The following is a 26,671-nucleotide window of genomic DNA, read 5'->3' on the forward strand; positions in this document are numbered from 1 at the left end:
CGCGAACGGAACGGCGGAACGCGCAGGCCTCGAACGCGCAGACCTCGAACGCGCAGACCTCGGGGGAAGAGGGAGGGGAGCGGAACATGGGGACGGAACAGATCCGGCGCTGGGAATCGGGAGCACTCGCGCACGCGGTCTCGGACCCGTTTGGCCAGGGCCCGCTGCCCTGGCTGCGCGGCAGTGAGCACTACTTCGACGACACCGGCAAAGTCGTCCCGTGGTACGTCGACCTGGCCTCCGGCCGGCCCGACGCGATCGGCGGCACCGGACCGGGAAACGGGCGGCGGAACGGCCCCGGCGGCGGCCCGGGAGCCCGGCAGGGCGGCGGCCCCGCGGCCCTCGCGGCCCGGGAGTCCCGCGCGGCCGGAGCCTCCCGCCCGGTGGGCCCGCGCACCGCCGATGACGTGCACCGCCAGATCAAGGGCTTCACCTCCACCGGCGCGGTCACCCCCGGCGAGGCCATCGACTTCCACATCACCGTCGATCCGCCGCAGCAGTTCAGCGTGGACATCTACCGCATCGGCCACTACGGCGGCGACGGCGCGGCGAAGATCACCACCAGCCCGCGGCTCTCCGGCATCGTCCAGCCGGCCCCGCTCACCGCCGACCGCACCGTCTCCTGCCACCACTGGTGGCTGTCCTGGCGGCTCCAGGTCCCCACGTACTGGAACGTCGGCGCGTACGTCGCGGTGCTCACCACCGCCGACGGCTACCGCAGCCACGTCCCGTTCACCGTCCGCGACAACCACCCCGCCGACCTGCTGCTCCTGCTGCCCGACGTCACCTGGCAGGCGTACAACCTCTACCCCGAGGACGGCAGGACCGGGGCCAGCCTCTACCACGCGTGGGACGACAAGGGCCGGCTGCTCGGCGAGGAGGACGCCGCCGTCACCATCTCCTTCGACCGCCCCTACGCCGGCGCGGGACTGCCCCTGCACGTCGGCCACGCTTACGACTTCATCCGCTGGGCCGAGCGCTACGGCTACGATCTCGCCTACGCCGACACCCGCGACCTGCACGCGGGCCGCATCGACCCCACGCGCTACCGCGGCCTGGTCTTCCCCGGCCACGACGAGTACTGGTCCGTCCCGATGCGCCGCACCGCCCAACTCGCCCGGGACACCGGCACCTCGCTGGTCTTTCTCTCCGCCAACACCATGTACTGGCAGATCGAGTTGGCCCCCTCCGCCTCCGGCGTCCCGGACCGGCTGCTCAGCTGCCACAAGCGCCGCGGCCCCGGCCGCCCCGCCCTGTGGCGGGAGGCCGCCGCCCCCGAACAGCAGTTGATGGGCATCCAGTACGCGGGCCGGGTCCCCGAACCGCACCCGCTCGTCGTGCGCAACGGCGACCACTGGCTGTGGGACTCCACCGGCGCCCACGAGGGCGACGAACTGCCCGGCCTGGTCGCCGGAGAGGCCGACCGTTACTTCCCGCGCACCAGCCTGCCCGCGCACGTCCGCCGGATTCTGCTCGCCCACTCCCCGTACGTGGACAGCGAAGGCGCCCGGCGACATCAGGAGACCTCGCTCTACCGGGCGCCCAGCGGCGCGCTGGTCTTCGCCTCCGGCACCTTCGCCTGGTCGCCGGCGCTGGACCGCCCCGGCCATGTCGACCCCCGCATCCAGCGGGCCACCGCCAACCTGCTCGACCGCATCTGCAAACGGGACTGAGCAGACCACCGAGCAGACGACTGAACAGACCCTGGAAGCCACCGCGCGAACCCCCCCCCACCCCCGCCCCACCCCGTCCCTTCCCCGCACGACCCTGCCGCCACCCGCGCCGACCCCCGTCAGCGGCGCGTCGCGGCGTACGGGAGAATCGGGATCCTTGGACCAACCCACCGGGAGGAACCGTGTCCGGATTCGTTGAGAAACCCGAACCAGTCGAGGTTCCGGGTCTGGTGCATCTGCACACAGGCAAGGTGCGCGACCTCTACCAGAACGAGGCCGGCGATCTCGTGATGGTCGCCAGCGACCGCACCTCCGCCTACGACTGGGTGCTGCCCACCGAGATCCCCGACAAGGGCCGGATCCTCACCCAGCTCTCGCTGTGGTGGTTCGACCAGCTCGTCGATCTCGTCCCCAACCACGTGCTCTCCAGCGAGCTGCCCGAGGGCGCGCCCGCCGACTGGGCCGGCCGCACCCTGGTCTGCAAGTCGCTGCGGATGCTCCCGGTCGAGTGCGTCGCCCGCGGCTACCTCACCGGCTCCGGCCTCGCGGAGTACGAGCAGACCCGCACGGTCTGCGGCCTCGCCCTCCCCGAGGGCCTCGTCGACGGCTCCGAGCTCCCCGCGCCGATCTTCACCCCGGCGACGAAGGCGGCGGTCGGCGAGCACGACGAGAACGTCTCGTACGAGGAGGTCGCCCGCGAGGTCGGCGCCGAGACCGCCGCCCAGCTGCGGCAGGCCACCCTCGCCGTCTACGGCCGGGCCCGCGGTATCGCGCGCGACCGCGGCATCATCCTCGCCGACACCAAGTTCGAGTTCGGCTTCGAGCCCGCGTCCTCCGGCGCGAACGGCGGCAACGGCTCCAACGGCTCCAACGGCTCCAACGAGGGCCGGCTGGTCATCGCCGACGAGGTGCTGACCCCCGACTCCTCCCGCTTCTGGCCCGCCGAGCACTGGCAGCCCGGCCGCGCCCAGCAGTCCTTCGACAAGCAGTTCGTCCGCGACTGGCTGACCTCGACCGACTCCGGCTGGGACCGCGGCAGCGAGCAGCCGCCGCCCGCGCTGCCGCCCGAGATCGTCGAGCAGACCCGCGCGAAGTACACCGAGGCGTACGAGCGGCTGACCGGCCTCACCTGGTCCTAGTGCCTCTCCCGGCAAGCTTTGCCCCCGGCCCCTGACGCCGGCTGCGGAGTCGGCCCGGCACACTCCCGTACATGACGAAGGCCCGGTCGGAGATCCGACCGGGCCTTCGTCATCAAGCGAAACTGGAGCGGACGACGAGATTCGAACTCGCGACCCTCACCTTGGCAAGGTGATGCTCTACCAACTGAGCTACGTCCACAGCGCGTGCTGCGCCTCCAACTATAGCCACCCTCGCGAGCGTGCGATGCGCGCCGCGGTGTGTCGGTTCTCCGCTCCCAGCTTCGAGACGGCCGAGGACAGATAGTTGCGGACCGTCCCCTGGGACAGCGCGGCCCGCCCCGCGATCTCCGCGACCGGCGCGCCGTCCGCCGCCAACTCCAGCACTTCCGCCTCCCGAACGGTCAGCGGCGAGTCGCCGGCGCTGACCGCGTCGGCCGCCAACTCCGGGTCCACATAGCGAGATCCGGCGTGCACCGCCCGAATGATCTCGGCCAGCCGCTGGGCCGACACGGTCTTCGGCACGAACCCCCGCACCCCGGCGGTGAGCGCCCGCTTCAGATGCCCGGGGCGACCGTGACTGGTGACGATCATGGTCCGGCAGTCGGGCAGATCCGCCCGCAAAGATGTGGCCACCGCCACACCGTCCGTCCCCGGCATCTGGAGATCCAGCACCGCGACATCGGGCCGGTGCGCCATCGCCATCGCCAACGCCTCGGGCCCGGTCGCCGCCTCGGCGACGACCAGCAGATCGTCCTCCAACGACAGCAGCGCGGCGAGCGCGCCCCGGATCAGATGCTCGTCATCGGCCAGCAGGACCCGTACGGGGAGGGGCTGCGCGGATGGTGGGGTTGACGGTTGGGGGGTGGCATGGACGGTCGTCTCGGCGGCGGATTCGGCTGCGGACGGGGTTGGTGCCGGGACCGGCCCTGGCCACGGGGTTGGTGCCGGCACCAGCCCCGGCGACGGGCTTGGCCCTGAGGCCGACCCTGACGCCGGCCCTGGCGCTGCCCCGGGCCCTGGCGCTGCCCCGGGCCCTGGCCCCGCCCTGGGCCCCCCGAACCCCGGCCCCGCCCCGGACCCTGAGGCCGGCCCCGCCCCGGACCCTGAGGCCGGCCCCCGCCCTGAGGCCGGCCCCGACCCCGACGCCGCAACGAAGTCCGTCCGCCCATCAACCGCCGCGGCCCCTGCCCGGACCTGATCCCGATCCCGATCCCGACCCCGACCCTGATCGTCGGCACTCATACGTTCTCCCCTTCGAGCGTGGATGGCACGCCACCCATCCCACCCTCGGGCCCGGCCCGCTTCCCGCCCGGACCTTCGGCCGGTGTCCCGCCCCGGCCGCGCTCGCCGCGCCGGCCCGTATCCCGGCTGTGCATCGCGTCCTCCCCGTCCTCCGCCGTGAGCGGGACCTCCGCCGTCAGGCGGAATACCCCGCCGGGCCGGGTTTCCACGGTGACCGTGCCGTCGAGCGCCGCGAGGCGTTCCCGCAGGCCGGTCAGCCCCGAGCCCCCCGAGCCGCACGCTCCCTCCGGCGCTGCCGCGCCCGGCGCGCTCGCCGCACCGGCCTCCGCCTCCGGCACACCGTCGTTCTCCATGACCAGGACCGCCACCCGGTCCGTGACCCCGCGATCGGCCGCCGCGCGCCCCGCCGCCACCCGCAGGGCAACCGTGCACCCCCGCGCGTCGCTGTGCCGCAGCACATTCGTCGTGGCCTCGCGCACCACCCACCCCAGGGCCGACTGGACCGCCGTCGACAAACCCTCGACGCCGCCCCCGACCCCAGTGCCGCGCCGGGACTCACCCGATCCCGCGCCCCCCGCCTCGATCCGGCAGTCGATCCCGGCGGCGGTCAGCACGCCGCGCGCGCCCACGAGTTCGGTGTGCAGATCCGCCTCGCGGTAGCCGCGGACCACGTCCCGTACCTCCCGCTGCGACTCCTGGGCGATCCGCTATGGCGAGGGTCATCCCCAGCGGCAGCACGAGCGCCGTGAACAGCGTCGCCTTGCTCCGCCCGAGCAGCGTCAACTCGGCCCGCGCCAGAGCCCTCAGCCGCGCCGCCGAGCCGGGGCCGGGGCCCGTACCGGGGCTTCGCGCGCCGGAACCTCCCGCTCCGGAGCCTCGCACCGCGTCGCGCATCGTCGCCTTCACCGCATTCACCGTCTCCACAGGGCTCATCGCTCGCCGCCTCCCCTCGTCCCCGCCGTCGTCCCGGCCACCTCCGCCGGCCGTCCCGCCGCCGCCGGTTCCGCCGGCCCCGATTCCGCCTCACCCTGAGCGCGCTCAGCGCGCCGCGCATCGCGAGCGCCATGGGCGATATGCAAAAACGCCTCCTCCAGCGAAGCCGACCGCGCGTCCAGCCCGCCGAGTTCGACCCCGGCGTCCCGCGCCCACAGCAACACGCCGGTCGCGGCCCGCTGCAAGTCGTCCGTACGCAGCCATACGACGCGCCCCGCCGTCTCGTGCCCGCTGACGCCCAGCTCCGCGAGCGGCGGCAGGTCGCCGACGAAGTAGCCGGCCGGCAGCCGGAAGGAGAGCTGCGAGGGGTACCCGGCCACGATCTCGGTGACCCGCCCGGTGGCCGCGATCCGCCCCTCGTGCATGATCGCGAGCCGGTCGGCCAGCTCCTCGGGCTCTTCGAGGTAGTGCGTGGTCAGCAGCACCGTGGTGCCGCCGTCCCGCAGCCGCCGCACCAACTCCCAGGTCTCACGGCGTCCTTCCGCGTCCAGTCCGGTCGTCGGCTCGTCCAGGAAGAGCACTTCGGGCCGTCCGATCAGGGCCATCGCGAGGTCGAGCCGCCGCCGCTCGCCGCCGGACAGCTGCTTGACCCGTACGTTCCGCCGCGCCGCGAGCCCGACTTGTTCCAGCGCGTCGGCCACCGGCTGGGCCCCGCTGGTGCAGCCCGCCCACATCCGCGCGGTCTCGGCCGCCGTCAGTTCGGAGGGGAAGCCGCCCTCCTGGAGCATGATCCCGATCCTCGGCCGCACCAGGGCGCGCTCGCGGTACGGGTCGTGCCCGAGCACCCGTACCCGCCCGCCGGTCGGCTCGGCCAGTCCCTCCAGGAGTTCGACGGTGGAGGTCTTGCCCGCGCCGTTCGTCCCCAGGAGTGCGTACAACTCGCCGCGTTCCACCGTGAAGGAGACATCCTGTACGGCGTCATAGCCCTTGGCCCCGGGCGGCCCGTACCGCCGCCGCAGGTCGGTGACCTCGATCACGCTCTTGCCGATATCCATGCCTCAAGGCTCTCGCCACCGGGCGGCCCAGGGCAGTGCGAGCTGTCACCAGCGCTGATGACATTTGTCAGATGACAGCTGTCATCTGACATCGGTGCTGGGCGGGCGGCATTGCGGATACGAAGCCGCGCATACGAAGCCGCGTATGCGGAGCCGCGCATACGAAGCCGTGAACGCGAAGAAGACCCCGATCATGATGATCGGAGTCTCTTCTTCACTGAGCGGACGACGAGATTCGAACTCGCGACCCTCACCTTGGCAAGGTGATGCTCTACCAGCTGAGCTACGTCCGCATTGCAACCGGTCAGCTTGCACTGAGCGGCGCGCGTATCACCCTACCTGATCCACTTGCGTGGATCAGGAGAGTGATGAGAGCGGGTGACAGGGATTGCACACTGCGCCTCCCCCTTGGAAAGGGGGCGCTCTACTACTGAGCTACACCCGCGCGACTCCTCGGGGTTCGGCTTTTCGGCCTTGCCCCTCGGCGTGTTCCAGACTCTAGCGGATCACAGGGGGGGCCTTGCAAGTCGACCCGGCCGGCGGCCGTCGCCGCCGTCCCGGCCGCCCCCCAACTACCGCCCTCAAGCGGCGGCGTTGAACGCCTCGTAGACCCGCTTCGGGATGCGTCCGCGCGGCGGGACCTCCATGCCGTTGGAACGGGCCCAGGCGCGAACGGCCGCCGGGTCGGGGGCGAGGGAGGTGCGCCGGTAGACCTTGCCGGAGCGCGACTGCTTGCGGGCGACCTCAAGGAACGGGGCGAGGCCGACGCGAAGATTCTTCGCATTGACGGGATTGAGGTCGATCTCGTACGACTTCCCGTCCAGGGCAAAGACAACCGTCTCCGTCGCTTCCCCGCCGTCGATGTCGTCGGAGAGTGTGACCACTACGCGTTGTGCCACTGGAGTCGGTCCTTTCATTCGGCACCACCGCGATGACGTGCGAAGATGCGGGGAGACCGGTGGATATGAGGCAATGCCTTTTCATTTGTACAGCGGCGGCCATCGCATTGCGAACCCCAGTTAATTATGTCCGCGTGTCACACCGCAACGGGACGATACTTTTTTCCCTGGATTTTCCCCAGCGGTTATCGGCGCCGATGCCCAAACGTGACCGTGTCCGATGATATCTACTCGCGTAGATTATTCGGCCAGGTAAGCTGACGACACCGTTCGGGGGCCGGGGTATCCCCGGGAAAACACAGTTCACTCACGCACCACACCACCGGGAGTGCCCGTGGCACGCGTCGTAGTCGACGTCATGCTCAAGCCGGAGATCCTCGACCCGCAGGGCCAGGCGGTGCAGCGCGCACTGCCACGCCTGGGCTTCCAAGGGATCGCCGACGTCCGCCAAGGCAAGCGATTTGAACTAGAGGTCGAGGGGCCGGTCGATGACGCCGCTCTCGCCCGCATCCGGGAGTTGGCCGAGACCTTCCTGGCGAACACCGTCATCGAGGACTTCAAGGTGACGGTCGAGAACACCTCGTCCGACGCCGGGACCGACGCCGGGACCGGCACCGCGACCGCCAAGCTCTCCGGGGCCGCGAAGTGACCGCTCGCGTCGGAGTCGTCACGTTCCCCGGCTCGCTCGACGACCGGGACGCGCAGCGCGCGGTCCGGCTCGCCGGCGCCGAGCCGGTGGCCCTCTGGCACCGGGACAAGGACCTGCACCAGGTCGACGCGGTGATCCTGCCGGGCGGCTTCTCCTACGGCGACTATCTGCGGGCCGGAGCCATCTCCCGCTTCTCGCCGGTCATGGCGACGGTCATCGAGCAGGCCAAGGGCGGCATGCCGGTCCTCGGCATCTGCAACGGCTTCCAGGTGCTGGCCGAGTCGCACCTGCTGCCGGGCGCGCTGCGGCGCAACGACCACCTGCACTTCGTCTGCCGCGACCAGCGGCTGCGCATCGAGAACACGTCGAGCGCGTGGACCAACTCGTACGATCCAGGCCAGGAGATCGTCGTCCCGCTGAAGAACGGCGAGGGCGGCTACGTCGCCGACGAGCGCACCCTGGACCAGCTGGAGGCCGAGGGCCGGGTCGTCGCCCGCTACCTGGAGCTGAACCCCAACGGGTCGCGCCGCGACATCGCGGGGATCACCAACGAGGCCGGCAACGTGGTCGGCCTCATGCCGCACCCCGAGCACGCGGTGGAGACCCTGACCGGGCCGACGACCGACGGCCTCGGATTCTTCACCTCGATCCTGAAGAAGCTGGTCAACGCCTGATGCCGCACACCTCCGGGGACCAAGCCCCGCACCTCCGCCTGGACACCGTCAAGCACGCCTCGGTGACCCCCGACGTCGAGCAGCCGTGGTCCGAACTCGGCCTCAAGCAGGACGAGTACGACCGGGTCAGGACCATCCTGGGGCGCCGTCCCACCGGCGCCGAGCTGGCCATGTACTCCGTCATGTGGTCCGAGCACTGCTCGTACAAGAGCAGCAAGGTCCACCTCGCGCAGTTCGGCAAGCTCAAGATCGAGTCCGAGGCGATGCTGGTCGGCATCGGCGAGAACGCCGGCGTCGTCGACGTCGGCCAGGGCTACGCGGTCACCTTCAAGGTCGAATCGCACAACCACCCCTCGTACATCGAGCCCTACCAGGGCGCGGCCACCGGCATCGGCGGCATCGTCCGCGACATCCTGGCGATGGGCGCCCGCCCGGCCGCCGTGATGGACCCGCTGCGCTTCGGCGCGGCCGACCACCCCGACACCCTGCGGGTGCTGCCGGGCGTCGTCGCGGGCATCGGCGGCTACGGCAACTGCCTGGGCCTGCCCAACATCGGCGGCGAGGTCGTCTTCGACCCCTGCTACCAGGGCAACCCGCTGGTCAACGCGCTGTGCGTAGGCGTCATGAAGCACGAGGACATCCACCTCGCGAAGGCGTCCGGCACCGGCAACAAGGTGATCCTCTACGGCGCCCGCACCGGCGGCGACGGCATCGGCGGCGTCTCGGTGCTCGCCTCCGAGACCTTCACGGATACATCAGCGGCTGCCGCCGGGGGAACCGGCCCGGCCAAGCGCCCGGCCGTCCAGGTCGGCGACCCCTTCCAGGAGAAGCTGCTCATCGAGTCGACCCTTGAGGTCTTCCGGGAGAACCTGGTCGTCGGCATCCAGGACCTCGGCGGCGCGGGCCTGTCCTGCGCCACCTCCGAGCTGGCCTCCGCCGGCTCCGGCGGGATGCGCGTCGAGCTGGACACCGTCCCGCTGCGCGACTCCACGCTCTCGCCCGAGGAAATCCTCATGAGCGAGTCGCAGGAGCGCATGTGCGCGATCGTCGAGCCGGCCAAGGTCGAGCGCTTCATGGAGATCTGCGAGAAGTGGGACGTGATCGCCACCGTCATCGGTGAGGTCACCGAGGGCGAGCACCTGGAGATCTACTGGCACGGCGAGCAGATCGTGGACGTGCCGCCGCGCAGCGTCGCCCACGACGGCCCGACGTACAACCGCCCGTTCGCCCGCCCCGACTGGCAGGACGCGCTCCAGGCGGACGACGCGAACAAGCTGCCCCGCCCGCGCACCGGCGAGGAGCTGCGCGCGGACGTCCTCAAGCTGGCCGGCTCGCCGAACCAGGCGAGCAAATCCTGGATCACCGACCAGTACGACCGCTACGTACTGGGCAACACGGTGCTCTCGCAGCCCGAGGACGCGGGCATGATCCGCATCGACGCCGAGACCAACCTCGGCGTCGCGCTGGCCACCGACGGCAACGGCCGCTACGCGAAGCTCGACCCCTTCACCGGGGCGCAGCTCGCGCTCTCGGAGTCGTACCGCAATGTCGCCACTTCCGGCGCGAGGCCGCTGGCGATCTCCAACTGCCTCAACTTCGGCTCGCCGGAGGACCCGGACGTCATGTGGCAGTTCGCCGAGGCCTGTCGCGGCCTGGCCGAGGGCTGTCAGCAGCTGGGCATCCCGGTCACCGGCGGCAATGTCTCGCTGTACAACCAGACCGGCGAGACCGCCATCCACCCGACCCCGGTGGTCGCGGTGCTCGGCGTCATCGACGACGTCACCCGGCGCACCCCGATCGGCTTCGCCGAAGAGGGCCAGCTGCTCTACCTGCTGGGCGACACGCACGAGGAACTGGGCGGCTCGGCCTGGTCCCAGGTCGTCCACGACCACCTCGGCGGCCTGCCGCCGAAAGTCGACCTCGACCGCGAGAAGCTGCTCGCCGAGATCCTGATCTCGGCCTCCCGCGACGGCATGGTCGACGCGGCGCACGACCTCTCCGACGGCGGCCTGATCCAGGCCCTGGTCGAGTCCTGCCTCAAGGGCGGCAAGGGCGCGCGCGTCGTCATCCCCGACGGCGCCGACGCCTTTGTGACCCTCTTCTCCGAGTCGCAGGGCCGCGCGGTCGTCTCGGTCCCGCGCAGCGAGGAGCTCCGCTTCAACGACATGTGCGGCGCTCGCGGCCTGCCCGCGGCCCGTATCGGCGTCGTGGACGGCGACGTCATCGAGGTCCAGGGGGAGTTCACCATCCCGCTGGCTGAGCTGAAGCAGGTTCACGAGGCGACGATTCCGGCGCTGCTGGCCTGAGTCGGCGCGCGGGCGCGGCAGCGCGCCGGCGCGCATTCGGCGGCGCGCGCCGGTGTGAGTCGTGACGAGACGGTGGGTCCGTCCCCGGTGGGGGCGGGCCCACCGTCGTTCGCTGGGCGTCTTGAAGCGGTGCGTCTCGGAGCGGCGCGTCTCTACGGGGTGTTCACCCGGCCGGGACGGTGACCGGGCCCTTCGGCGGGGCAGGCCCGCCACCCCGCCCGCTCGCCGTCCCGCGCGTTGTCGTACCCCGCCACTACGCTCGGCCGCATGCCTCCCGCCCAGCGCAAGCCCCGCGCCCGTACGTACGACCCCGCGAAGGTGCGAGCCGCGCTCGTCGCGCAGGTGCGGGCTCTGCAACACGCGGTGGATCCGCTCTGCGCCGCCTCGGACGCCGGACTGCTGCTCGACGGGCCGACCCGGCTCGGGGACTGGACGGTGCGGGAGCTGATCGTGCACATCGCCGCGTGCCTGGACACGCTGCCGCGCCTGCTCGCCGAGCGGCCCGCGCCCGCCAAGGCCGAGCTGGACCTCCAGGGGTATCTGCGCGCCTTGCGCGGCCAGGCGGAGGAGATCGCCGGCGGGCTCGCGGCGGAGATGGCGGCGCTGCCCGGGTCGGCCGGCCCGAAGGCGGTGCGCGACCGGCTGGACGCCGCCGCCGACCGGTTCTGCGCGGCGGTCGCCGAGGCGGACGGCGCGACGCCCCTCGCGACCCGGTTCGGGGCGATGTCCGTCGACGACTTCCTGGTCACGCGCCTGCTGGAGACCGTCGTACACGGCGACGACCTGACGGCCGCGACCGGCGCGGCCATCGCCCACGACCGGCAGGCCCTGGCGACCGTCACCCGGCTCACCGCCGACGCGCTCGCCGCGAAGACCCCCGGCGGCTCGGTCGAGGTCCGGATTCCGCCGTTCGCCGTCGTCCAGTGCGTCGAGGGCCCGAAACACACCCGGGGCACCCCGCCCAACGTCGTCGAGACAGACCCCTGGACCTGGATCCGCCTCGCCACGGGCCGCGTCGAGTGGACCGACGCGGTTGACGCGGCGCTGGTCTCCGCGAGTGGCGAGCGGGCGGATCTCTCGGGGCAGCTTCCGGTGCTGGGCTAGCGCGCGCTGGGGCGGCGCGGTGGCCGGGTTGTTTGACCGGATCCGCGCGCCCGGTGGATTACGCGTCCTCCGGCCGCGCTGTCCTCAAGCGCCGGACGGGCTGAATTTTCAGGACAGCTGCCCACCGGGCAGACACGGATCACGCGCCCGGATACGGCAGCAACGTGCCGCAGCTCTGCCGAGAGCCCTGCCGCCGCTCCGCCGAGAGCCGCGGCCGAGAGCCGCCGACCCGACCCACCGGAGTGACCCTGCGCGTATGGCGGGAAGCCCTCCGTAGGATGCGACAAAGCACACAGGTCCCCGGTTCGGATGAACGTTGAACCTGGCCTAGACTCGGTGGCGTGTCTCGTGGTGATGGACGACTCAACCACGACCTTCTCCCCGGCGAGAAGGGCCCCCAAGACGCCTGCGGCGTTTTCGGAGTCTGGGCTCCCGGCGAAGAGGTCTCCAAGCTCACCTATTTCGGGCTGTACGCGCTACAGCACCGTGGACAGGAGTCCGCGGGCATCGCGGTGAGCAATGGCTCGCAGATCCTTGTTTTCAAGGACATGGGCCTGGTCTCGCAGGTCTTCGACGAAACTTCACTGGGCTCTCTCAAGGGCCACATCGCGGTCGGTCACTGCCGCTACTCCACCACCGGAGCCTCGGTGTGGGAGAACGCGCAGCCCACCTTCCGCGCGACCGCGCACGGCTCGATCGCGCTCGGTCACAACGGCAACCTGGTCAACACGGTGCAGCTCGCCGAGATGGCCGCCGAACTGCCCAAGGAGAACGGCCGGGCCACCCGGGTGGCCGCGACCAACGACACCGATCTCGTCACGGCGCTCCTCGCGGGCCAGGTGGACGAGGACGGCAAGCCGCTGACCGTCGAGCAGGCCGCGCCCATCGTGCTGCCCAAGGTGCTGGGCGCCTTCTCGCTCGTCTTCATGGACGAGCACACCCTCTATGCCGCCCGTGACCCGCAGGGCATCCGTCCGCTGGTCCTGGGACGGCTGGAGCGCGGCTGGGTGGTGGCGAGCGAGACCGCCGCCCTGGACATCTGCGGCGCGAGCTTCATCCGCGAGGTGGAGCCGGGCGAGATGATCGCGATCGACGAGGACGGCCTGCGCGCGACCCGCTTCGCCGAGGCCAAGCCCAAGGGCTGCGTCTTCGAGTACGTCTACCTCGCCCGCCCCGACACCGACATCGCCGGCCGCAATGTGTACCTCTCCCGCGTGGAGATGGGCCGCAGGCTGGCCGCCGAGGCCCCGGCGGACGCGGACCTGGTGATACCGACTCCGGAGTCCGGCACCCCGGCCGCGGTCGGTTACGCCGAGGCGAGCGGCATCCCGTACGGCTCGGGCCTGGTCAAGAACTCGTACGTCGGCCGGACCTTCATCCAGCCCTCGCAGACCATCCGGCAGCTCGGCATCCGGCTGAAGCTCAACCCGCTCAAGGAAGTCATCCGGGGCAAGCGCCTGGTGGTCGTGGACGACTCGATCGTCCGCGGCAACACCCAGCGCGCGCTGGTGCGGATGCTCCGGGAGGCCGGGGCCGCCGAGATCCACATCCGGATCTCGTCGCCGCCCATCAAGTGGCCGTGCTTCTTCGGCATCGACTTCGCCACCCGCGCCGAACTGATCGCCAACGGCCTCACGGTCGAGGAGATCGGCAAGTCGCTGGGCGCGGACTCGCTCGCGTACATCTCCACCGACGCGATGATCGAGGCGACCACCATCGCCAAGCCGAACCTGTGCCGGGCCTGCTTCGACGGTGAGTACCCGATGGACCTGCCCGACCCCGAGCTGCTCGGCAAGTACCTGCTGGAGGCCGAGGCCTCCGGTCAGGCCAAGCCGGATGTGGACGGCGTCGGAACGCTGGCCCCCGGGGTCGGCGGCGCCGACGCGCTGCGCCGCCCGTAGCGTTCGCGCTCGCATGACGCGCGCCCCAGCTCGTGAGGGGGGCGCGCGTCCCCGTACGCACGCCGTGCGTCGCCAACCGCTGTGCACCCCCAACACGAAAGTTCCCAGCAATGTCTGAGTCCTCCACTGGCGCAGCCGGGGCCAGTTACGCAGCCGCAGGTGTCGACATCGAGGCGGGCGACCGCGCGGTGGACCTGATGAAGCAGTGGGTGAAGAAGGCCACCAGGACCGAGGTCGTCGGCGGCCTCGGCGGTTTCGCCGGTCTCTTCGACGCCTCGGCGCTCAAGCGCTACGAGCGCCCGCTGCTCGCCTCGGCCACCGACGGCGTCGGCACCAAGGTCGACATCGCGCGCCGGCTCGGCGTGTACGACACCATCGGCCGGGACCTGGTCGGCATGGTCGTGGACGACCTGGTCGTGTGCGGCGCGGAGCCGCTGTTCATGACCGACTACATCTGCGTCGGCAAGGTCTACCCGGAGCGGGTCGCCGCGATCGTCAAGGGCATCGCCGAGGGCTGTGTGCTGGCGGGCTGCGCGCTCGTCGGCGGCGAGACCGCCGAGCACCCCGGACTGCTCGGCCCGGACGACTTCGACGTCGCCGGGGCCGGCACGGGCGTGGTGGAGGCCGACCGGGTGCTGGGCGCGGACCGTATCCGTACGGGGGACGCGGTGATCGCGATGGCGTCCTCCGGGCTTCACTCCAACGGGTACTCGCTGGTCCGCCACGTAGTCTTCGACCGGGCCGGCTGGTCGCTGGACCGGCAGGTCGCGGAGTTCGGCCGGACGCTCGGTGAGGAACTGCTGGAGCCGACCAAGATCTATTCGCTGGACTGCCTCGCGCTGATCCGGACCGGCGAGGTGCACGCCTTCTCGCACATCACCGGCGGCGGCCTCGCGAACAACCTCGCGCGGGTCGTCCCGGACGGGCTGCACGCGATCGTGGACCGCTCGACCTGGACGCCCGGCGCGGTCTTCGACGTGGTCGGCTCGGTCGGTTCGGTCGAGCGCCTGGAGCTGGAGAAGACGCTGAACATGGGCGTCGGCATGATGGCCGTCGTGCCGCAGCAGTCCGTCGAGGTGGCTCTGGCCACGCTCGCCGACCGGGGTGTGGACTCCTGGGTCGCGGGCGAGATCGTGGACCGTACGGCCACCGGCGAGCACGCCGGACCGGTCGGCATGATCGGCGACTACGACACCCAGGGCTGAGCGGCACCCAGGGCTGAGCGGCACCAGAGCTGAGCTGGGGTGCTCAGCCCAGCCCCCTGGCGGGTTCTCCACACGGCCCGGGTCGTACGCGGCCCGGGTCGTACGCGGCCCGGGTCGTACGCGGTCGGGCCGTAAGCGGCGCAGGCCGTACGCGGCAAGCCGTCGTCCGGAGAGCCCGCCGACTCGCGCCCCCGCCGCGTCACCGCCCCGCCTGCGTCACCGCCCTGAGACAGCAGCCCCGAGACAGCACAGAACCCGGTCCGGGGGCATCCCCTGGACCGGGTCAGTGGTCAGTCAAGAATTGTCCTGAAAGCGGTAGCGATCCACCAGCGATCACCACCGCGGGATTCAGGCGTGACGACGTTGCGAGGACGGGTCGGGCGACTGATCGTCGGCGTCCGTTTCCTCGTCGTCATAACGATCCACGTACTGTGCGTACGGGTCGTCCTGCTCCAGCTCATCGTCTTCAAGCGGCTCGCTGTTCGGCGGCTGCTTGATAGGCGATGCACCCAGCTCATTGGCCAGGCGCGAGAGATCGGTCCCGCCGCTGTTGTACTTCAGCTGGCGGGCGACCTTCGTCTGCTTGGCCTTGGCCCGGCCGCGCCCCATGGCTCGACCCCCTCAATGACGGGGCTCGACGGCCCCAGAGTCTTGACACGCGTTCATGAGTCGGAGCGGACTCTCACCCGAGAGACCGGTCCGTAGGGCTCCAACGGTACCTTCTTCCGCGGCCGTACGGTACGCCGCCCACAGGACGAGACGCCCGGCCGCTGCCGCCAGGAGCCCTGTCCTCGCTGGTCAGCCGCGATTTTGCGGGGTCTTGCGAACCGACCCGCCGAGTGGCCGTGAGCGAAGTCTCGCTCGCGCGTCGCGGGCGGGCCGGTTCCGGGCGCCGGCCGGCCCGCCGGAGGGCGGCGTTCAGCCGCCGGTCGGGCGTGCGGCCAGTGCCTCGGCCATCCGCTGCTCGGCGAGCCGGTCGGCGGCGGCGGCGGGCGGGATGCCGTCGGCCTTCGCCCGGTCGAATATGGCCAGGGTGGTGTCGAAGATCTTGGTCGCCTTGGCCTTGGCCCGGTCGAAATCGAAACCGTGCAGCTCATCGGCCACCTGGATGACGCCGCCCGCGTTCACGACGTAATCCGGCGCGTAGAGGATGCCGCGGTCGGCGAGGTCCTTCTCGACGCCGGGGTGCGCGAGCTGGTTGTTGGCCGCGCCGCAGACGATCTGCGCGGAGAGCGCGGGCACCGTCTCGTCGTCCAGCGCGCCGCCGAGCGCGCACGGGGCGTACACGTCGAGCGGGCTGCGGACCAGCAGCGCGGTGTTCGCGACGGCGGTCACCTGCGGGTGCTTGGCCAGCACCCGCTCGACCGCCTCGGTCCAGACGTCCGTGATGACGACCTCGGCGCCGTCCTCGATCAGGTGGTCGACGAGGTGGTGGCCCACCTTGCCGACCCCGGCCACGCCGACCCGCCGGCCGCGCAGCGTCGGCTCGCCCCACAGGTGCCGCGCGCTGGCGCGCATGCCCTGGAAGACGCCGAAGGCGGTGAGCACCGAGGAGTCGCCGCAGCCGCCGTTCTCGGGGGAGCGTCCGGTGGTCCAGGGGTTCTCGCGGGCGACGACGTCCATGTCGGCCACGTACGTGCCGACGTCGCAGGCGGTGACGTAGCGGCCGCCGAGCGAGGCCACGAAGCGGCCGTACGCGAGCAGCAGCTCCTCGCTCTTGAGGCCGTCGGGGGCCGCCGCGGGGTCGCCGATGATGACGGCCTTGCCGCCGCCGTGGTCGAGACCGGCCAGCGCGTTCTTGTACGACATGCCGCGGGCGAGGTTCAGCGCGTCCAGGACGGCTTCCTCGTCGGACGCGTAGGCGTGGAAGCGGGTGCCGCCGAGGGCGGGGCCCAGCGCGGTCGAGTGGATGGCGATGACGGCCTTGAGGCCGCTCGCACGGTCCTGGCAGAGCACGACCTGCTCGTGACCGCCCTGCTCGGACCGGAAGAGGGTGGACAGCACGCCGTGCCCGGTGGGGCCGTCGGCGCTGACGGTGGGTACGTCGGTCACGGTGGTGACTCCCGAAGACGTAGGGGGACGCCCTCCTACGGGTGGGGAGGGCCGGTCGCACAGAGCGTATGACCTACCGGTCGCTCCGATCACGGGGGTGCCGAGGATCACCCTCCCGGGGGCGGTCCGCGTGGGACGATTCGAGCCTCTTGCCCGGCCGGGCGATCATTCCCGGCCGCGGAATCGGTCCGGAAGGGATGGGCGTGGCCGTGTCGGCATCGGTAATGGTCCCGTACGCGGCGTACCTGCGGGTCTATGAGCCGCTGGCGGCCTTCCCCGAGCCCGAGCGCTCGCACTGGACCCGCTACGCGCAGCGCGAGCGGCTGCCCGACGCGCAGGACGAACTCCGCCGCTCGCTGGCCGCCCTGCTGGCGGTGCCGCCGGTCGCGGTGCCGGTTCGGGAGAGCGACGACGCCTTTGTGACGGTGCTGGACGGCGTGCTCTGCGTCTGCCCCTGGCGGACCAGGCTGCGCGGCTGGCTCGCGCTGGAGGAGCTCGCGGAGCTGCTGCCGGCCCGGGTGCTGGACGCGGCGGTGCCGCCGTTGGCGCGCGGGCAGGCCGCGGCGGACTACGAGCGGTGGCTGGAGCGCAATCCGGACGCCAGGCCGTGGATCCGTTCGGCGACCTGGTCCGTCCCGGTCCGCTGGTTCGTCCTCTTCGAGGACGCCGAGCGGGACTGGGAGAAGGGCGAGGCGGGCCTCGTGCTGCGCTACCGGACGCCGATGGCGCAGGCGCGGCGGCGGGTCGCGCGGGGGCTGCGGACGCTGCGCGAGACGCTCGGCGAGGGACCGCTGATCGACGATCTGGTGGAAGTCGGCCGGTGGCTGGAGGAGTTCCACCCGCGCGCGCTCGTCGAGCTGGACTACGGCGGGCTGGTGCACGGGGTGCCCGAGGAGCGGCTCGCCGACGACCACTCGGCGCTGGATGTGACCGAGGCGCTGGCGGCGCTGCGGGACGGCGACGGCGAGCGGGCCGGACGGGCGTACGGCCGACTGGTGGATCGTTGGCGCGAGGTGCGCTACCGCGGGCTGGCCAACTGACGGACGGCGGCGGCGCGCAGGGGCCCGGGACGTAGGTCCTGAGTCGGGCTATTGCCGCAAGAGTGATCTAAAGCACCGACTTCGGGCCTTGCGCGCATCCCCCACCCTCGTGCCAAAATAGGACAAGGAGTCTACGAACGGCTCCTTCCGTCCAACTAAGGGCGGATTGCTCGGTATTACGCCCTCTTGGTGGTTCTGGGTGCTCCTGGTTGTGCTGTGACTGATCGTCACGCAGTCGTGACTGTCCGCTATGGCATGGTCCATCGGGTTCCGTCGAGGTTGAACACCTCAGAGGGCAATTCCATCGGTTTGGCCGAGGTGGCTGGACGGATGGTGTAGTTGTAGTGCCGAGGACAAGCCGTTCGTCCTATAACCGACTCGTCCCGCGTCTGCCATTTCGGGCAACGCGGGTCAAGGTGCAGAATTTAGAGGAAAGAACCGTGATGGTTCGGTTCTCCCGAGGAGGCCGCTCATGACCGCTCGCACCCCTGATGCCGAGCCGCTGCTGACCCCGGCTGAGGTTGCCACGATGTTCCGCGTGGACCCGAAGACGGTCACGCGCTGGGCCAAGGCTGGCAAGCTCACGTCCATCCGCACGCTCGGAGGGCACCGGCGCTACCGCGAAGCGGAGGTCCGGGCACTGTTGGCGGGCATTCCGCAGCAGCGCAGCGAAGTCTGAACAACCGCAATACCGGGCATTTCAGGGCCCCCAGCCCTGATCTGCCCACCTGGCACCACACGACAGGCGCCTGTCCCCAACAGGCTCCACGCCCGCTCCGCCAGGGGTGCGTCGTCGATCGCGCTGGACTCCGCCGGGTCCAGCGCGATCTTTTTTGTCGTCCGGGGCCGGACGAGGCGGCGCGGGGCAAAGCTCCGCAAGGGCCCGAACCGGCCAACCTCGGCGCGTGCGGGGGCCGTCCGGCAGTGAGTGTCTGAGGTGTCCTGGGGGCGGTTTCCCGGATGTCCCAGGATGCCCCGGAGGGTGCCGGATGATCGGTGCAATTGCACATATTAAATTGACTGGTTGTAGGGAGGGGGTAAGTTCCCTCATTCCTCAAACCCGTTCGGTGACTCCCGTCACACTGCGACACGGTTGTAGTCCGCGCCATCGCTGCGGTAGAGGGGATCCCCCGGCCGCTCGTCCCTTCACCCTGCCACCGGAGAACGGCGTTGTGATCCGCCGTTGGTCACTCGGTGGGGGGACTTTCGCCCCCAGCTCCCCCGGAGGCATCCGCGTCGGCGTACGAGTCGGCCGGCGACTCCATGGCGAGCCGCAGCAGGCGCCGGCAGACCGGGCAGTGCCGGGTCAGATGCCGATATCCGGACGCTGCCGCGAGATGGGCGCGCAGCAGCGCTCGCGTCTCGTGCCTGGGGGTCGCCGTCATATGCCCTGGGTACTCGCGGCGCACACGGCGGTCAAGGCGCGGGGGACGGAACGGGCCACGGAGCCGCCCGGGCCCGCACCCGGGGGCTCATGGGCCGCTACGGGGCCGCCCAGCGGCCGTACAGGCCGGGAGGCGGGGCCGAGCGGGGGCGACGGCGGGACGCCGACGCGAGCGCGCCGCCCCGCCCCCGCCGCACGGCGAACACCCGCACCCGCACCCGGAATTTTGCGGGAAACGCGAGAAGGCCCGAACCCCCTGAGGGGTCCGGGCCTTTCGATCATGCGGTCCTGACGGGATTTGAACCCGCGGCCTCCACCTTGACAGGGTGGCGAGCACTCCAAGCTGCTCCACAGGACCAGATTCCGCAGCGTGTTGCGCGTTGCTGCGAAGTCAGACTGTACAGCAGGTCAGCGGGTGCGGTCGAACCCGTACGCCGGACCGACTCGACCGGCCCGGCGACCCGGACGAACCGTCAGACGAAGGAGTCGATCGCCTTCACGATCCGCTTGTCCGAGACCGGATAAGCGGTGCCCAGCGCATGCGCGAAGTAGCTGACCCGCAGCTCCTCGATCATCCAGCGGATGTCCAGCACACCCTGCGGAACGGGCTTGCCCGCCGGCAGCTGCTCCAGCAGCCAGGCGTACTCGTTCTGCATCTCGTGGACCTTCTCCATCCGGGTGGCGTCCCGTTGGGCGTTGTTCGGCATCTGCTGGAGCCGGCGGTCCACCGCCACCAGATAGCGCAGCAGGTCGGGCAGCCTGCGGACGCCGTGCGCGGTCACGAAGCCGGGCTGGATGAGCGCCGCCAGCTGCTCCTTGACGTCCGTCAGCGACGGCACGAGCACCAGCGACCGGGTCTCCTTGAGCCGCCGCTCGCACGCCGTCCAGGCGGCCAGCACCTGCTGCACCTGCTGCACGGTCGTCACCGTCACCGCGACGAGGTCGGCCCGTACGGCGTCCAGCAGCTTGCGGAAGGACTCCTCGTCCCAGGCCGGACCGCCGCGTACGGCGATCAGCCGGTCGGCGGCGGCGGTCACACAGTCGTCGAAGAGGGCCTGGACGCCGCCGTGCGGATTGCGGGCGAGCGCGAGCTTCGCGTGGTTGCCCAGCTTCTCCTGGGCGAACTTGGCGGGGTTCGTCTGGATGTTGAGCAGCACGAGCCGGCGGGTGCCGGGCCACATCGCCCGCTGCTGCTCCGCCTCGGTGTCGAAGAGCCGTACGGCGACCGAGGCGCCCTCGTCGACCAGCGCAGGGAACGCCTTGACCGGCTGGCCGGCCCGCCGGACCTCGAAGGTGCGGGGGAGCGCGCCGATCGTCCACTGGGTGAGGCCGCTGCGCTGTTCGATGCCCGGGGTGTCCGGCGCCGAGTCGAAGGCCTGGGTGATCGCGGCCTGCGTCTTCGGCTTGAGCCTCAGCTTGAGCGCTTCGAGGTCCTTGTCCTCGGCGAGCTTGCGCTTGCGCTCGTCGGTCACCCGGAAAGTGATCTTGAGGTGGTCGGGGATCTTGTCGAAGTCCCAGTCGTCGGGCGAGATCTTCACGCCGACCATGCGCTGGAGATCGCGGCCGAGGGTGGCCTCCAGCGGCTCCTGGAGCGGCACCGCCCTGGCCAGGAAGCGCTGGGCGAAGTTGGGCGCGGGGACGTAGTTGCGCCGGACCGGCTTGGGCAGCGAGCGGATCAGCTCGGTGACGAGCTGCTCGCGCAGCCCCGGGATCTGCCAGTCGAAGCCCTCAGCGGTGACCTGGTTGAGCACCTGGAGCGGGATGTGGACGGTCACGCCGTCCGCGTCCGCGCCCGGCTCGAACTGGTAGGTCACCGGGAACTTGAGCCGGTCCTGCCGCCAGGAGTCCGGATAGTCGTCCTTGTTGACGGCCTCGGCCTGCTCGTTGATGAGCATCGACTGCTCGAAGTTGAGCAGCTCGGGCGATTCCCGGTGCTGCTCCTTCCACCACGAGTCGAAGTGAGCGCCGGAGACGATGTGCTCGGGCAGCTTCTCGTCGTAGAAGTCGAACAGCGTCTCGTCGTCCACCAGGATGTCGCGGCGCCGCGCCCGGTGCTCCAACTCCTCGACCTCGCCGAGGAGTTTGCGGTTGTCGTGGAAGAACTGGTGGTGGGTGCGCCAGTCGCCCTCGACCAGCGCGTTGCGGATGAACAGGTCGCGGCTGGTCTCCTGGTCGATCCGGCCGTAGTTGACCTTGCGCTGGGCCACGATCGGGACGCCGTACAGCGTCACCCGCTCGTAGGCCATCACCGCGGCCATCTTCTGTTCCCAGTGCGGCTCGCTGTAGGTGCGCTTGACCAGGTGCTGGGCGAGCGGCTCGACCCACTCCGGCTCGATCTTCGCGTTGACCCGCGCCCACAGCCGGGAGGTCTCCACCAGCTCGGCCGACATGATCCAGCGCGGCTGCTTCTTGAACAGCGCCGAGCCGGGGAAGATCGCGAACTTTGCGCTGCGCGCGCCCAGGTACTCGTTCTTCTCGGTGTCCTTGAGCCCCAGGTGCGAAAGCAGACCGGCGAGCAGCGAGGTGTGCACCCGTTGCGGGTCGGCGGCGCTCTCGTCGCCCTTGGACTCCTCGATGTGGAGGCCCATGGTCTTGGCGACCGAACGGAGCTGGCTGTAGATGTCCTGCCACTCACGTATCCGCAGGTAGTTCAGGAACTCCGAGCGGCACATCCGGCGGAAGGCCGAGGAGGACAGCGTCTTCTGCTGGTCCTGGACGTAGCCCCACAGGTTGAGGAAGGCGAGGAAGTCGCTCGTCTCGTCCTTGAACCTGGCGTGATGCTGGTCGGCCTGCTGCTGCTTCTCGGAGGGCCGCTCGCGCGGGTCCTGGATGGACAGCGCGGAGGCGATCACCATGACCTCGCGTACGCAGCCGTTCTTGTCCGCTTCCAGCACCATCCGGGCCAGCCGCGGGTCCACCGGGAGCTGCGCGAGCTTGCGGCCGAGCGGGGTGAGCCGCTTTTTGTGGTCCTTCTCCTTCGGGTCCAGCGCGCCCAGCTCGTGCAGCAGGTCGACACCGTCCTTGATGTTGCGGCTGTCCGGCGGGTCGATGAAGGGGAACTTCGCGATGTCGCCGAGTCCGGCCGCGGTCATCTGGAGGATGACGGAGGCGAGGTTGGTCCGCAGGATTTCCGGGTCGGTGTACTCGGGCCGGCCGAGGAAGTCCTCCTCGGAGTACAGCCGGATGCAGATACCGTCGGAGGTACGGCCGCAGCGGCCCTTGCGCTGGTTGGCGCTGGCCTGCGAGACCCGCTCGATCGGCAGCCGCTGCACCTTGGTGCGATGGCTGTAACGGGAGATACGGGCCGACCCCGGGTCGATGACGTACCGGATGCCCGGAACGGTCAGCGAAGTCTCGGCGACGTTGGTCGCGAGCACCACCCGACGCCCGCTGTGCCGCTGGAAGACACGGTTCTGCTCGGCGTGCGAGAGCCTGGCGTAGAGCGGCAGCACCTCGGTGCGCCGCAGATTCCGCTTCTCCAAAGCGTCAGCGGTATCCCGGATCTCCCGCTCACCGGACAGAAAGACCAGCACATCACCACTGCCGTCCCCCTCGTCCTGCAACTCGTCCACGGCATCACAAATGGCGGTGATCTGATCCCGGTCACTGTCATCGGCTCCCTCTTCGAGCAGCGGCCGGTAGCGGACCTCGACGGGGAACGTACGGCCGGAGACCTCGACGATCGGGGCTTCGCCGAAGTGCCGGGAGAAGCGCTGCGGGTCGATCGTCGCCGAGGTGATGACGACCTTGAGGTCGGGACGGCGGGGCAGCAGCTGGGCGAGATAGCCGAGGATGAAGTCGATGTTGAGGCTTCGCTCGTGGGCCTCGTCGATGATGATCGTGTCGTACTGGCGCAGCTCGCGGTCGGTCTGGATCTCGGCGAGCAGAATGCCGTCCGTCATCAGCTTGAGCAGGGTGTTGCCGCCCACCTGGTCGGTGAACCGCACCTTCCAGCCGACGGCCTCGCCGAGCGGCGTGCGCATCTCCTCGGCCACGCGCTCCGCGACGGTGCGGGCCGCGATCCGGCGGGGCTGCGTATGCCCGATCAGCCCGCGCACGCCCCGGCCCAGCTCCATACAGATCTTCGGGATCTGGGTGGTCTTGCCGGACCCGGTCTCACCGGCGACGATCACGACCTGATGGTCCCGGATCGCCGCGAGGATCTCGTCCTTCTTCTGGCTGACCGGGAGCTGTTCGGGGTAGCTGATCAGGGGTGTGGCGGAGCGCCGCTGCTCGACGCGCGCCTCGGCGGCGTCGATGTCGGCGGAGATCTCGGTGAGCAGCGAGGTCTTGGCCTCGGGCTTGCGGACGCGACGCGCGCCATCGAGCCGGCGGCCGAGCCGCTGCTCGTCGCGCAGCATCAGTTCGGGCAGCCGGGCCTGCAGAGCTGCGAAGGACGGAGGCGCGGGCGAGGGCGCGGGCGAAGACGTGGACGTAGACATACCTGGCCAGGATCTCACCTCCGCGAAACCCGTGGCGAACCATTTCCGCCGGAACCTGGAAGCGAGGCGGTCGGAGCCGCGCAACGAGGATCGTTAGTATTTCCGGAGCGCCCCATATGCCCGCCCCCGACAAACCGGACGGCTCATGCCCAGCACCCGCAGCCACCAGCGCCGTTTCGCGCTGATCGCTGTCCTGCTGGCGCTGCTGGCAGCGCTCTTCTGCACAACGACCCCGGCGACCGCGAACACCGAAACGGTTCCGCCCGGGTCCACCGCGACGCAGACCACCGGGACCCAGCCCACCTCGGACCGGCTCACTCCGACCCAGCCCACCTCGGACCGGCTCACCTCGGCCCAACCCACCTCGGACCGGCTCACCCCGGACGACCACCCCGCGTTCCAGCACAACGCGAACGCGCAGGACGACGACACCCCCGGCTGCCGCAAGGGCGACCTGAAGAACCAGGGCGAAGACCCGGCCACGCCGCCCCGTACCGGCTCCGCGTACGACCACAGCCCCGCACCGGCCGTGCGCGCCGTGCCGGACTCCTGGACCGCCCTGGGCGCGGCCCACTCCCGCCCGGCCCCGAGAGGCCCGGCTCCCACCGCGCCAACGCCGGTCGAACTCTCTGTCCTACGGGTTTAGCAGCGCCGACGGCCATTCGAGCCGCCCGCCAGCCCGCCGCCTCAGTGGAGCCGGTCGCCAGTCGCCGACGAGACGCGAGGGGACGGGGCCGGAGGGGCGGTAGGTCCTGGACGCTGTCGTGTATTTGTGGGCCGCCAGGCCCGTAAATATACGGTCCAGGACCTACCGCCCCGCAGGCCCCGGCCCCGCACCGAAGTCACGCCCGCGCGCCCACCGAACCACCGAGCGGCGATCCCCTCACCCCGCAGCACAGAGGAGACCCGCATGCCTCCGTCCACCCACCCCAAGCCCACCGCACCCGGCTCAGACCCGAACCGAGGAGCCAACCGAGGAGCCAACCGGGGAGCCAACCGGGGAGCCAACCGAGGCCCCGGCAAGGCACCCGCGCAGGCCCCCCGCCGAGCCCCCAAACGAGGCATCGTCATCGCAGCCTGCGCAGCACTCGCGGCCCTGCTGCTCGGCCTGCTGTCCCAGTTCGCGACCGGCGGCGGGAGCACCGAGAGCAAGGACGCCCCCGCAGCCTCCGGATCCGGCGACCCGGCCGAGGGCGTCTACCCGGAGCTGGCCGCGCTCGCCCGCCGCGACGCGGGCGACAAGCTCGCGCAGGGCCGCGAGGACGCACCGGTCGTGCTCATCGAGTACGCCGACTTCAAGTGCTCGTTCTGCGGCAAGTTCGCCCGCGACACCGAGCCCAAGCTGGTCAAGAAGTACGTCGACTCCGGCGTGCTGCGCATCGAATGGCGCAACTTCCCGATCTTCGGCGCGGACTCGGACGCCGCCGCCCGCGCCTCCTGGGCCGCAGGCCGGCAGGGCAGGTTCTGGCAGTTCCACCAGGCCGCGTACGCCGACGAGCACGCCAAGGAGAAGGGCTTCGGCAAGGCGCGGCTGGACGAGGTCGCCCGCGAGGCGGGCGTACCTGACCTCGACCGGTTCCGCCGCGACCTGAGCGGCACGGCCGCGAAGGCGGCGGTCAAGCGGGACCCGGAGGAGGCGTACAAGCTGGGCGCGAGCAGCACCCCGTCATTCGTGATCAACGGACGCCCGATCGCGGGCGCGCAGCCGATGGAAGCCTTCACCCAGGCCATCGACGCGGCGGCCAAGACGGCCTCGTCCAAGCCGGCCCCGTCCAAGCCGAAGACGGGCAGCAAGCCCGGAGAGACAGACGCCAAGTGACGGACATCGGCTACCTGGCGGCCTTCCTCGGCGGCCTGCTGGCGCTGCTCAGCCCATGCAGCGCCCTCCTGCTCCCCGCCTTCTTCGCGTACTCCATCGACAACACCTCCCGGCTGCTCGCCCGCACCGGCATCTTCTACCTGGGCCTGGCGACCACCCTGGTCCCGCTGGGCGCCGCCGGCTCGTACGCGGGACGGCTCTTCTACGGCCACCGGGACACCCTCGTCGCGGCCGGCGGCTGGCTGATCATCGCGATGGGCCTGCTCCAGATCCTCGGCCTGGGCTTCGCGTCCCGCCGCCTCCAGCAGGCGTCCGGCCGCATCCGCCCGACGAGCGCGCTGTCCGTGTACGCGCTCGGCGCGGTCTACGGCCTGGCGGGCTTCTGCGCGGGCCCGATCCTGGGCAGCGTGCTGACCGTGGCCGCGGTGAGCGGCAGCCCCGTCTACGGCGGGGTGCTGCTCGCGGTGTACGCGCTGGGCATGGCGGTGCCGCTGTTCCTGCTCGCGCTGCTGTGGGAACGCTTCGACCTGGGCGGCCGGCGCTGGCTGCGCGGCCGGACCTTCCGGCTCGGTCCGGTGGAGCTGCACACCACCTCGCTGCTCTCCGGCCTCTTCTTCATCCTGCTGGGCGCGCTCTTCCTGATCTATGACGGGACGTCGGCGCTGCCCGGCCTGCTCAGCGTGGACGGCTCGTTCGCGGCGGAGAGCTGGGCGCAGCGGGTGGGCAAGTCGGTGCCGGACACGGAGCTGCTGATCGGCGTCGTGGCCGTGGTGGCGGTCGCGCTGCTGGGCCGTTGGTGGTGGCGGACCGAACCGGCTGAACCGGCTGAACTACCCGAACCGGCCGACCCGACCACCCCGACCACCGCCGACCCCCCGCCCCGCCACTGACTCAACATCAGCGACCCACCCCACCCACAACACCCGCCCCCGCCCGGCACCACACCCGGGCGGGCGGCCCGGGGCACTATGCCCCGGATGGGTGCTTTAGCGTGCTCTTATGACAGAACAGCACGACGAGTCCGCCCCGTTATCTTTTTCGTGGCCCCGCAATGGGGCTCCTGGCCCCCGGGTCCGGCATGACTATGTGCCCCCTGCCGCGCGTATGGCCTGGGGGGTGGTGTCACCGGGCCTGGGGCACCGCTTGACCGCTGA

20 protein-coding genes, 4 tRNA genes and 1 pseudogene are annotated in these 26,671 nt (G+C 70.9%); 13 read left to right on the top strand and 12 right to left on the bottom strand.

Annotation, left to right across the window (positions count from 1 at the left end):
* The first annotated feature begins 86 nt into the window (after positions 1 to 86).
* A complete protein-coding gene (locus QMK28_RS09080) occupies positions 87 to 1,673 on the top strand; it encodes a N,N-dimethylformamidase beta subunit family domain-containing protein (RefSeq protein WP_326436521.1) in 1,587 nt (528 codons plus the stop codon).
* 182 nt (positions 1,674 to 1,855) lie between these two features.
* A complete protein-coding gene (locus QMK28_RS09085; protein WP_326436522.1) occupies positions 1,856 to 2,812 on the top strand; it encodes a phosphoribosylaminoimidazolesuccinocarboxamide synthase in 957 nt (318 codons plus the stop codon).
* A 123-nt stretch (positions 2,813 to 2,935) separates the two neighbouring features.
* Here QMK28_RS09085 and QMK28_RS09090 read toward each other — a convergent pair.
* The 7 genes and pseudogenes from QMK28_RS09090 to QMK28_RS09120 form a co-directional block, all read right to left on the bottom strand.
* Positions 2,936 to 3,011, bottom strand: a tRNA-Gly gene (locus QMK28_RS09090).
* Between the two features lie 20 nt (positions 3,012 to 3,031).
* On the bottom strand, positions 3,032 to 3,625 hold the full coding sequence (locus QMK28_RS09095) for a response regulator transcription factor (protein WP_326436547.1): 594 nt from the start codon (positions 3,623 to 3,625) through the stop codon (positions 3,032 to 3,034).
* A 425-nt stretch (positions 3,626 to 4,050) separates the two neighbouring features.
* Positions 4,051 to 4,761: pseudogene (locus tag QMK28_RS09100) on the bottom strand (hypothetical protein); the annotation flags it as partial.
* Between the two features lie 222 nt (positions 4,762 to 4,983).
* Positions 4,984 to 6,042, bottom strand: coding sequence for an ABC transporter ATP-binding protein (locus tag QMK28_RS09105; RefSeq protein ID WP_326436523.1), 1,059 nt, complete (start codon positions 6,040 to 6,042; stop codon positions 4,984 to 4,986).
* 220 nt (positions 6,043 to 6,262) lie between these two features.
* Positions 6,263 to 6,335, bottom strand: a tRNA-Gly gene (locus tag QMK28_RS09110).
* Positions 6,336 to 6,415: 80 nt separating this feature from the next.
* Positions 6,416 to 6,487 (bottom strand) — tRNA-Gly (locus QMK28_RS09115).
* Positions 6,488 to 6,623: 136 nt separating this feature from the next.
* Positions 6,624 to 6,941, bottom strand: a complete 318-nt coding sequence (locus QMK28_RS09120) for a histone-like nucleoid-structuring protein Lsr2 (protein ID WP_326436524.1) — start codon at positions 6,939 to 6,941, stop codon at positions 6,624 to 6,626.
* A gap of 334 nt (positions 6,942 to 7,275) precedes the next feature.
* Between QMK28_RS09120 and purS the strand changes: the two genes are divergently transcribed.
* From purS to purM, 6 genes are all read left to right on the top strand, one after another.
* Entirely contained in the window at positions 7,276 to 7,590 is a 315-nt protein-coding gene (gene purS / locus QMK28_RS09125; protein WP_326436525.1) for a phosphoribosylformylglycinamidine synthase subunit PurS, read from the top strand.
* A complete protein-coding gene (gene purQ, locus QMK28_RS09130) occupies positions 7,587 to 8,264 on the top strand; it encodes a phosphoribosylformylglycinamidine synthase subunit PurQ (protein WP_326436526.1) in 678 nt (225 codons plus the stop codon). Before purS ends, purQ begins: the two co-directional genes overlap by 4 nt.
* Complete coding sequence (gene purL / locus QMK28_RS09135) at positions 8,264 to 10,570, top strand: phosphoribosylformylglycinamidine synthase subunit PurL (RefSeq protein ID WP_326436527.1); 2,307 nt, start codon at positions 8,264 to 8,266, stop codon at positions 10,568 to 10,570. Before purQ ends, purL begins: the two co-directional genes overlap by 1 nt.
* A gap of 267 nt (positions 10,571 to 10,837) precedes the next feature.
* A complete protein-coding gene (locus QMK28_RS09140) occupies positions 10,838 to 11,674 on the top strand; it encodes a sterol carrier family protein (RefSeq protein ID WP_326436528.1) in 837 nt (278 codons plus the stop codon).
* A gap of 341 nt (positions 11,675 to 12,015) precedes the next feature.
* Entirely contained in the window at positions 12,016 to 13,575 is a 1,560-nt protein-coding gene (purF, locus tag QMK28_RS09145) for an amidophosphoribosyltransferase (RefSeq protein ID WP_326436529.1), read from the top strand.
* 110 nt (positions 13,576 to 13,685) lie between these two features.
* Positions 13,686 to 14,780 (top strand): phosphoribosylformylglycinamidine cyclo-ligase, encoded by a 1,095-nt coding sequence (purM, locus tag QMK28_RS09150; RefSeq protein WP_326436530.1) that lies wholly within the window; start codon positions 13,686 to 13,688, stop codon positions 14,778 to 14,780.
* A 348-nt stretch (positions 14,781 to 15,128) separates the two neighbouring features.
* Here purM and QMK28_RS09155 read toward each other — a convergent pair whose 3' ends face one another.
* Both QMK28_RS09155 and QMK28_RS09160 read right to left on the bottom strand, forming a co-directional pair.
* Positions 15,129 to 15,389 carry a DUF3073 domain-containing protein gene (locus QMK28_RS09155; protein WP_326436531.1) on the bottom strand — a complete coding sequence of 87 codons (261 nt, stop codon included), beginning with the start codon at positions 15,387 to 15,389 and terminating at the stop codon, positions 15,129 to 15,131.
* 309 nt (positions 15,390 to 15,698) lie between these two features.
* On the bottom strand, positions 15,699 to 16,832 hold the full coding sequence (locus tag QMK28_RS09160; RefSeq protein ID WP_326436532.1) for a Leu/Phe/Val dehydrogenase: 1,134 nt from the start codon (positions 16,830 to 16,832) through the stop codon (positions 15,699 to 15,701).
* A 203-nt stretch (positions 16,833 to 17,035) separates the two neighbouring features.
* Here QMK28_RS09160 and QMK28_RS09165 point away from each other — a divergent pair, with 203 nt between their 5' ends.
* Both QMK28_RS09165 and bldC read left to right on the top strand, forming a co-directional pair.
* A complete protein-coding gene (locus tag QMK28_RS09165; protein ID WP_326436533.1) occupies positions 17,036 to 17,872 on the top strand; it encodes a hypothetical protein in 837 nt (278 codons plus the stop codon).
* A gap of 472 nt (positions 17,873 to 18,344) precedes the next feature.
* On the top strand, positions 18,345 to 18,551 hold the full coding sequence (gene bldC / locus QMK28_RS09170) for a developmental transcriptional regulator BldC (protein ID WP_027749187.1): 207 nt from the start codon (positions 18,345 to 18,347) through the stop codon (positions 18,549 to 18,551).
* Positions 18,552 to 19,059: 508 nt separating this feature from the next.
* Here bldC and QMK28_RS09175 read toward each other — a convergent pair.
* The 3 genes from QMK28_RS09175 to hrpA all read right to left on the bottom strand — a co-directional run bounded on the left by QMK28_RS09175 (position 19,060) and on the right by hrpA (position 23,698).
* The gene (locus QMK28_RS09175; protein ID WP_326436534.1) at positions 19,060 to 19,257 is read right to left on the bottom strand and encodes a DUF6274 family protein; all 198 of its coding nucleotides are present in this window, start codon (positions 19,255 to 19,257) and stop codon (positions 19,060 to 19,062) included.
* A gap of 282 nt (positions 19,258 to 19,539) precedes the next feature.
* Positions 19,540 to 19,614, bottom strand: a tRNA-Asp gene (locus QMK28_RS09180).
* A 115-nt stretch (positions 19,615 to 19,729) separates the two neighbouring features.
* Positions 19,730 to 23,698, bottom strand: a complete 3,969-nt coding sequence (gene hrpA, locus QMK28_RS09185) for an ATP-dependent RNA helicase HrpA (protein WP_326436535.1) — start codon at positions 23,696 to 23,698, stop codon at positions 19,730 to 19,732.
* 145 nt (positions 23,699 to 23,843) lie between these two features.
* Between hrpA and QMK28_RS09190 the strand changes: the two genes are divergently transcribed.
* The 3 genes from QMK28_RS09190 to QMK28_RS09200 all read left to right on the top strand — a co-directional run bounded on the left by QMK28_RS09190 (position 23,844) and on the right by QMK28_RS09200 (position 26,407).
* Positions 23,844 to 24,344: a hypothetical protein gene (locus QMK28_RS09190; protein WP_326436536.1), complete on the top strand. Its 501-nt coding sequence runs from the start codon at positions 23,844 to 23,846 to the stop codon at positions 24,342 to 24,344.
* Positions 24,345 to 24,608: 264 nt separating this feature from the next.
* Entirely contained in the window at positions 24,609 to 25,517 is a 909-nt protein-coding gene (locus QMK28_RS09195) for a DsbA family protein (RefSeq protein WP_326436537.1), read from the top strand.
* Positions 25,514 to 26,407, top strand: a complete 894-nt coding sequence (locus QMK28_RS09200; protein ID WP_326436538.1) for a cytochrome c biogenesis CcdA family protein — start codon at positions 25,514 to 25,516, stop codon at positions 26,405 to 26,407. The genes QMK28_RS09195 and QMK28_RS09200 overlap by 4 nt, the downstream gene beginning before the upstream one ends.
* The last annotated feature ends 264 nt before the right edge of the window (positions 26,408 to 26,671 follow it).

Source organism: Streptomyces sp. H27-D2 (assembly GCF_035828615.1).
Taxonomy (GTDB): domain Bacteria; phylum Actinomycetota; class Actinomycetes; order Streptomycetales; family Streptomycetaceae; genus Streptomyces.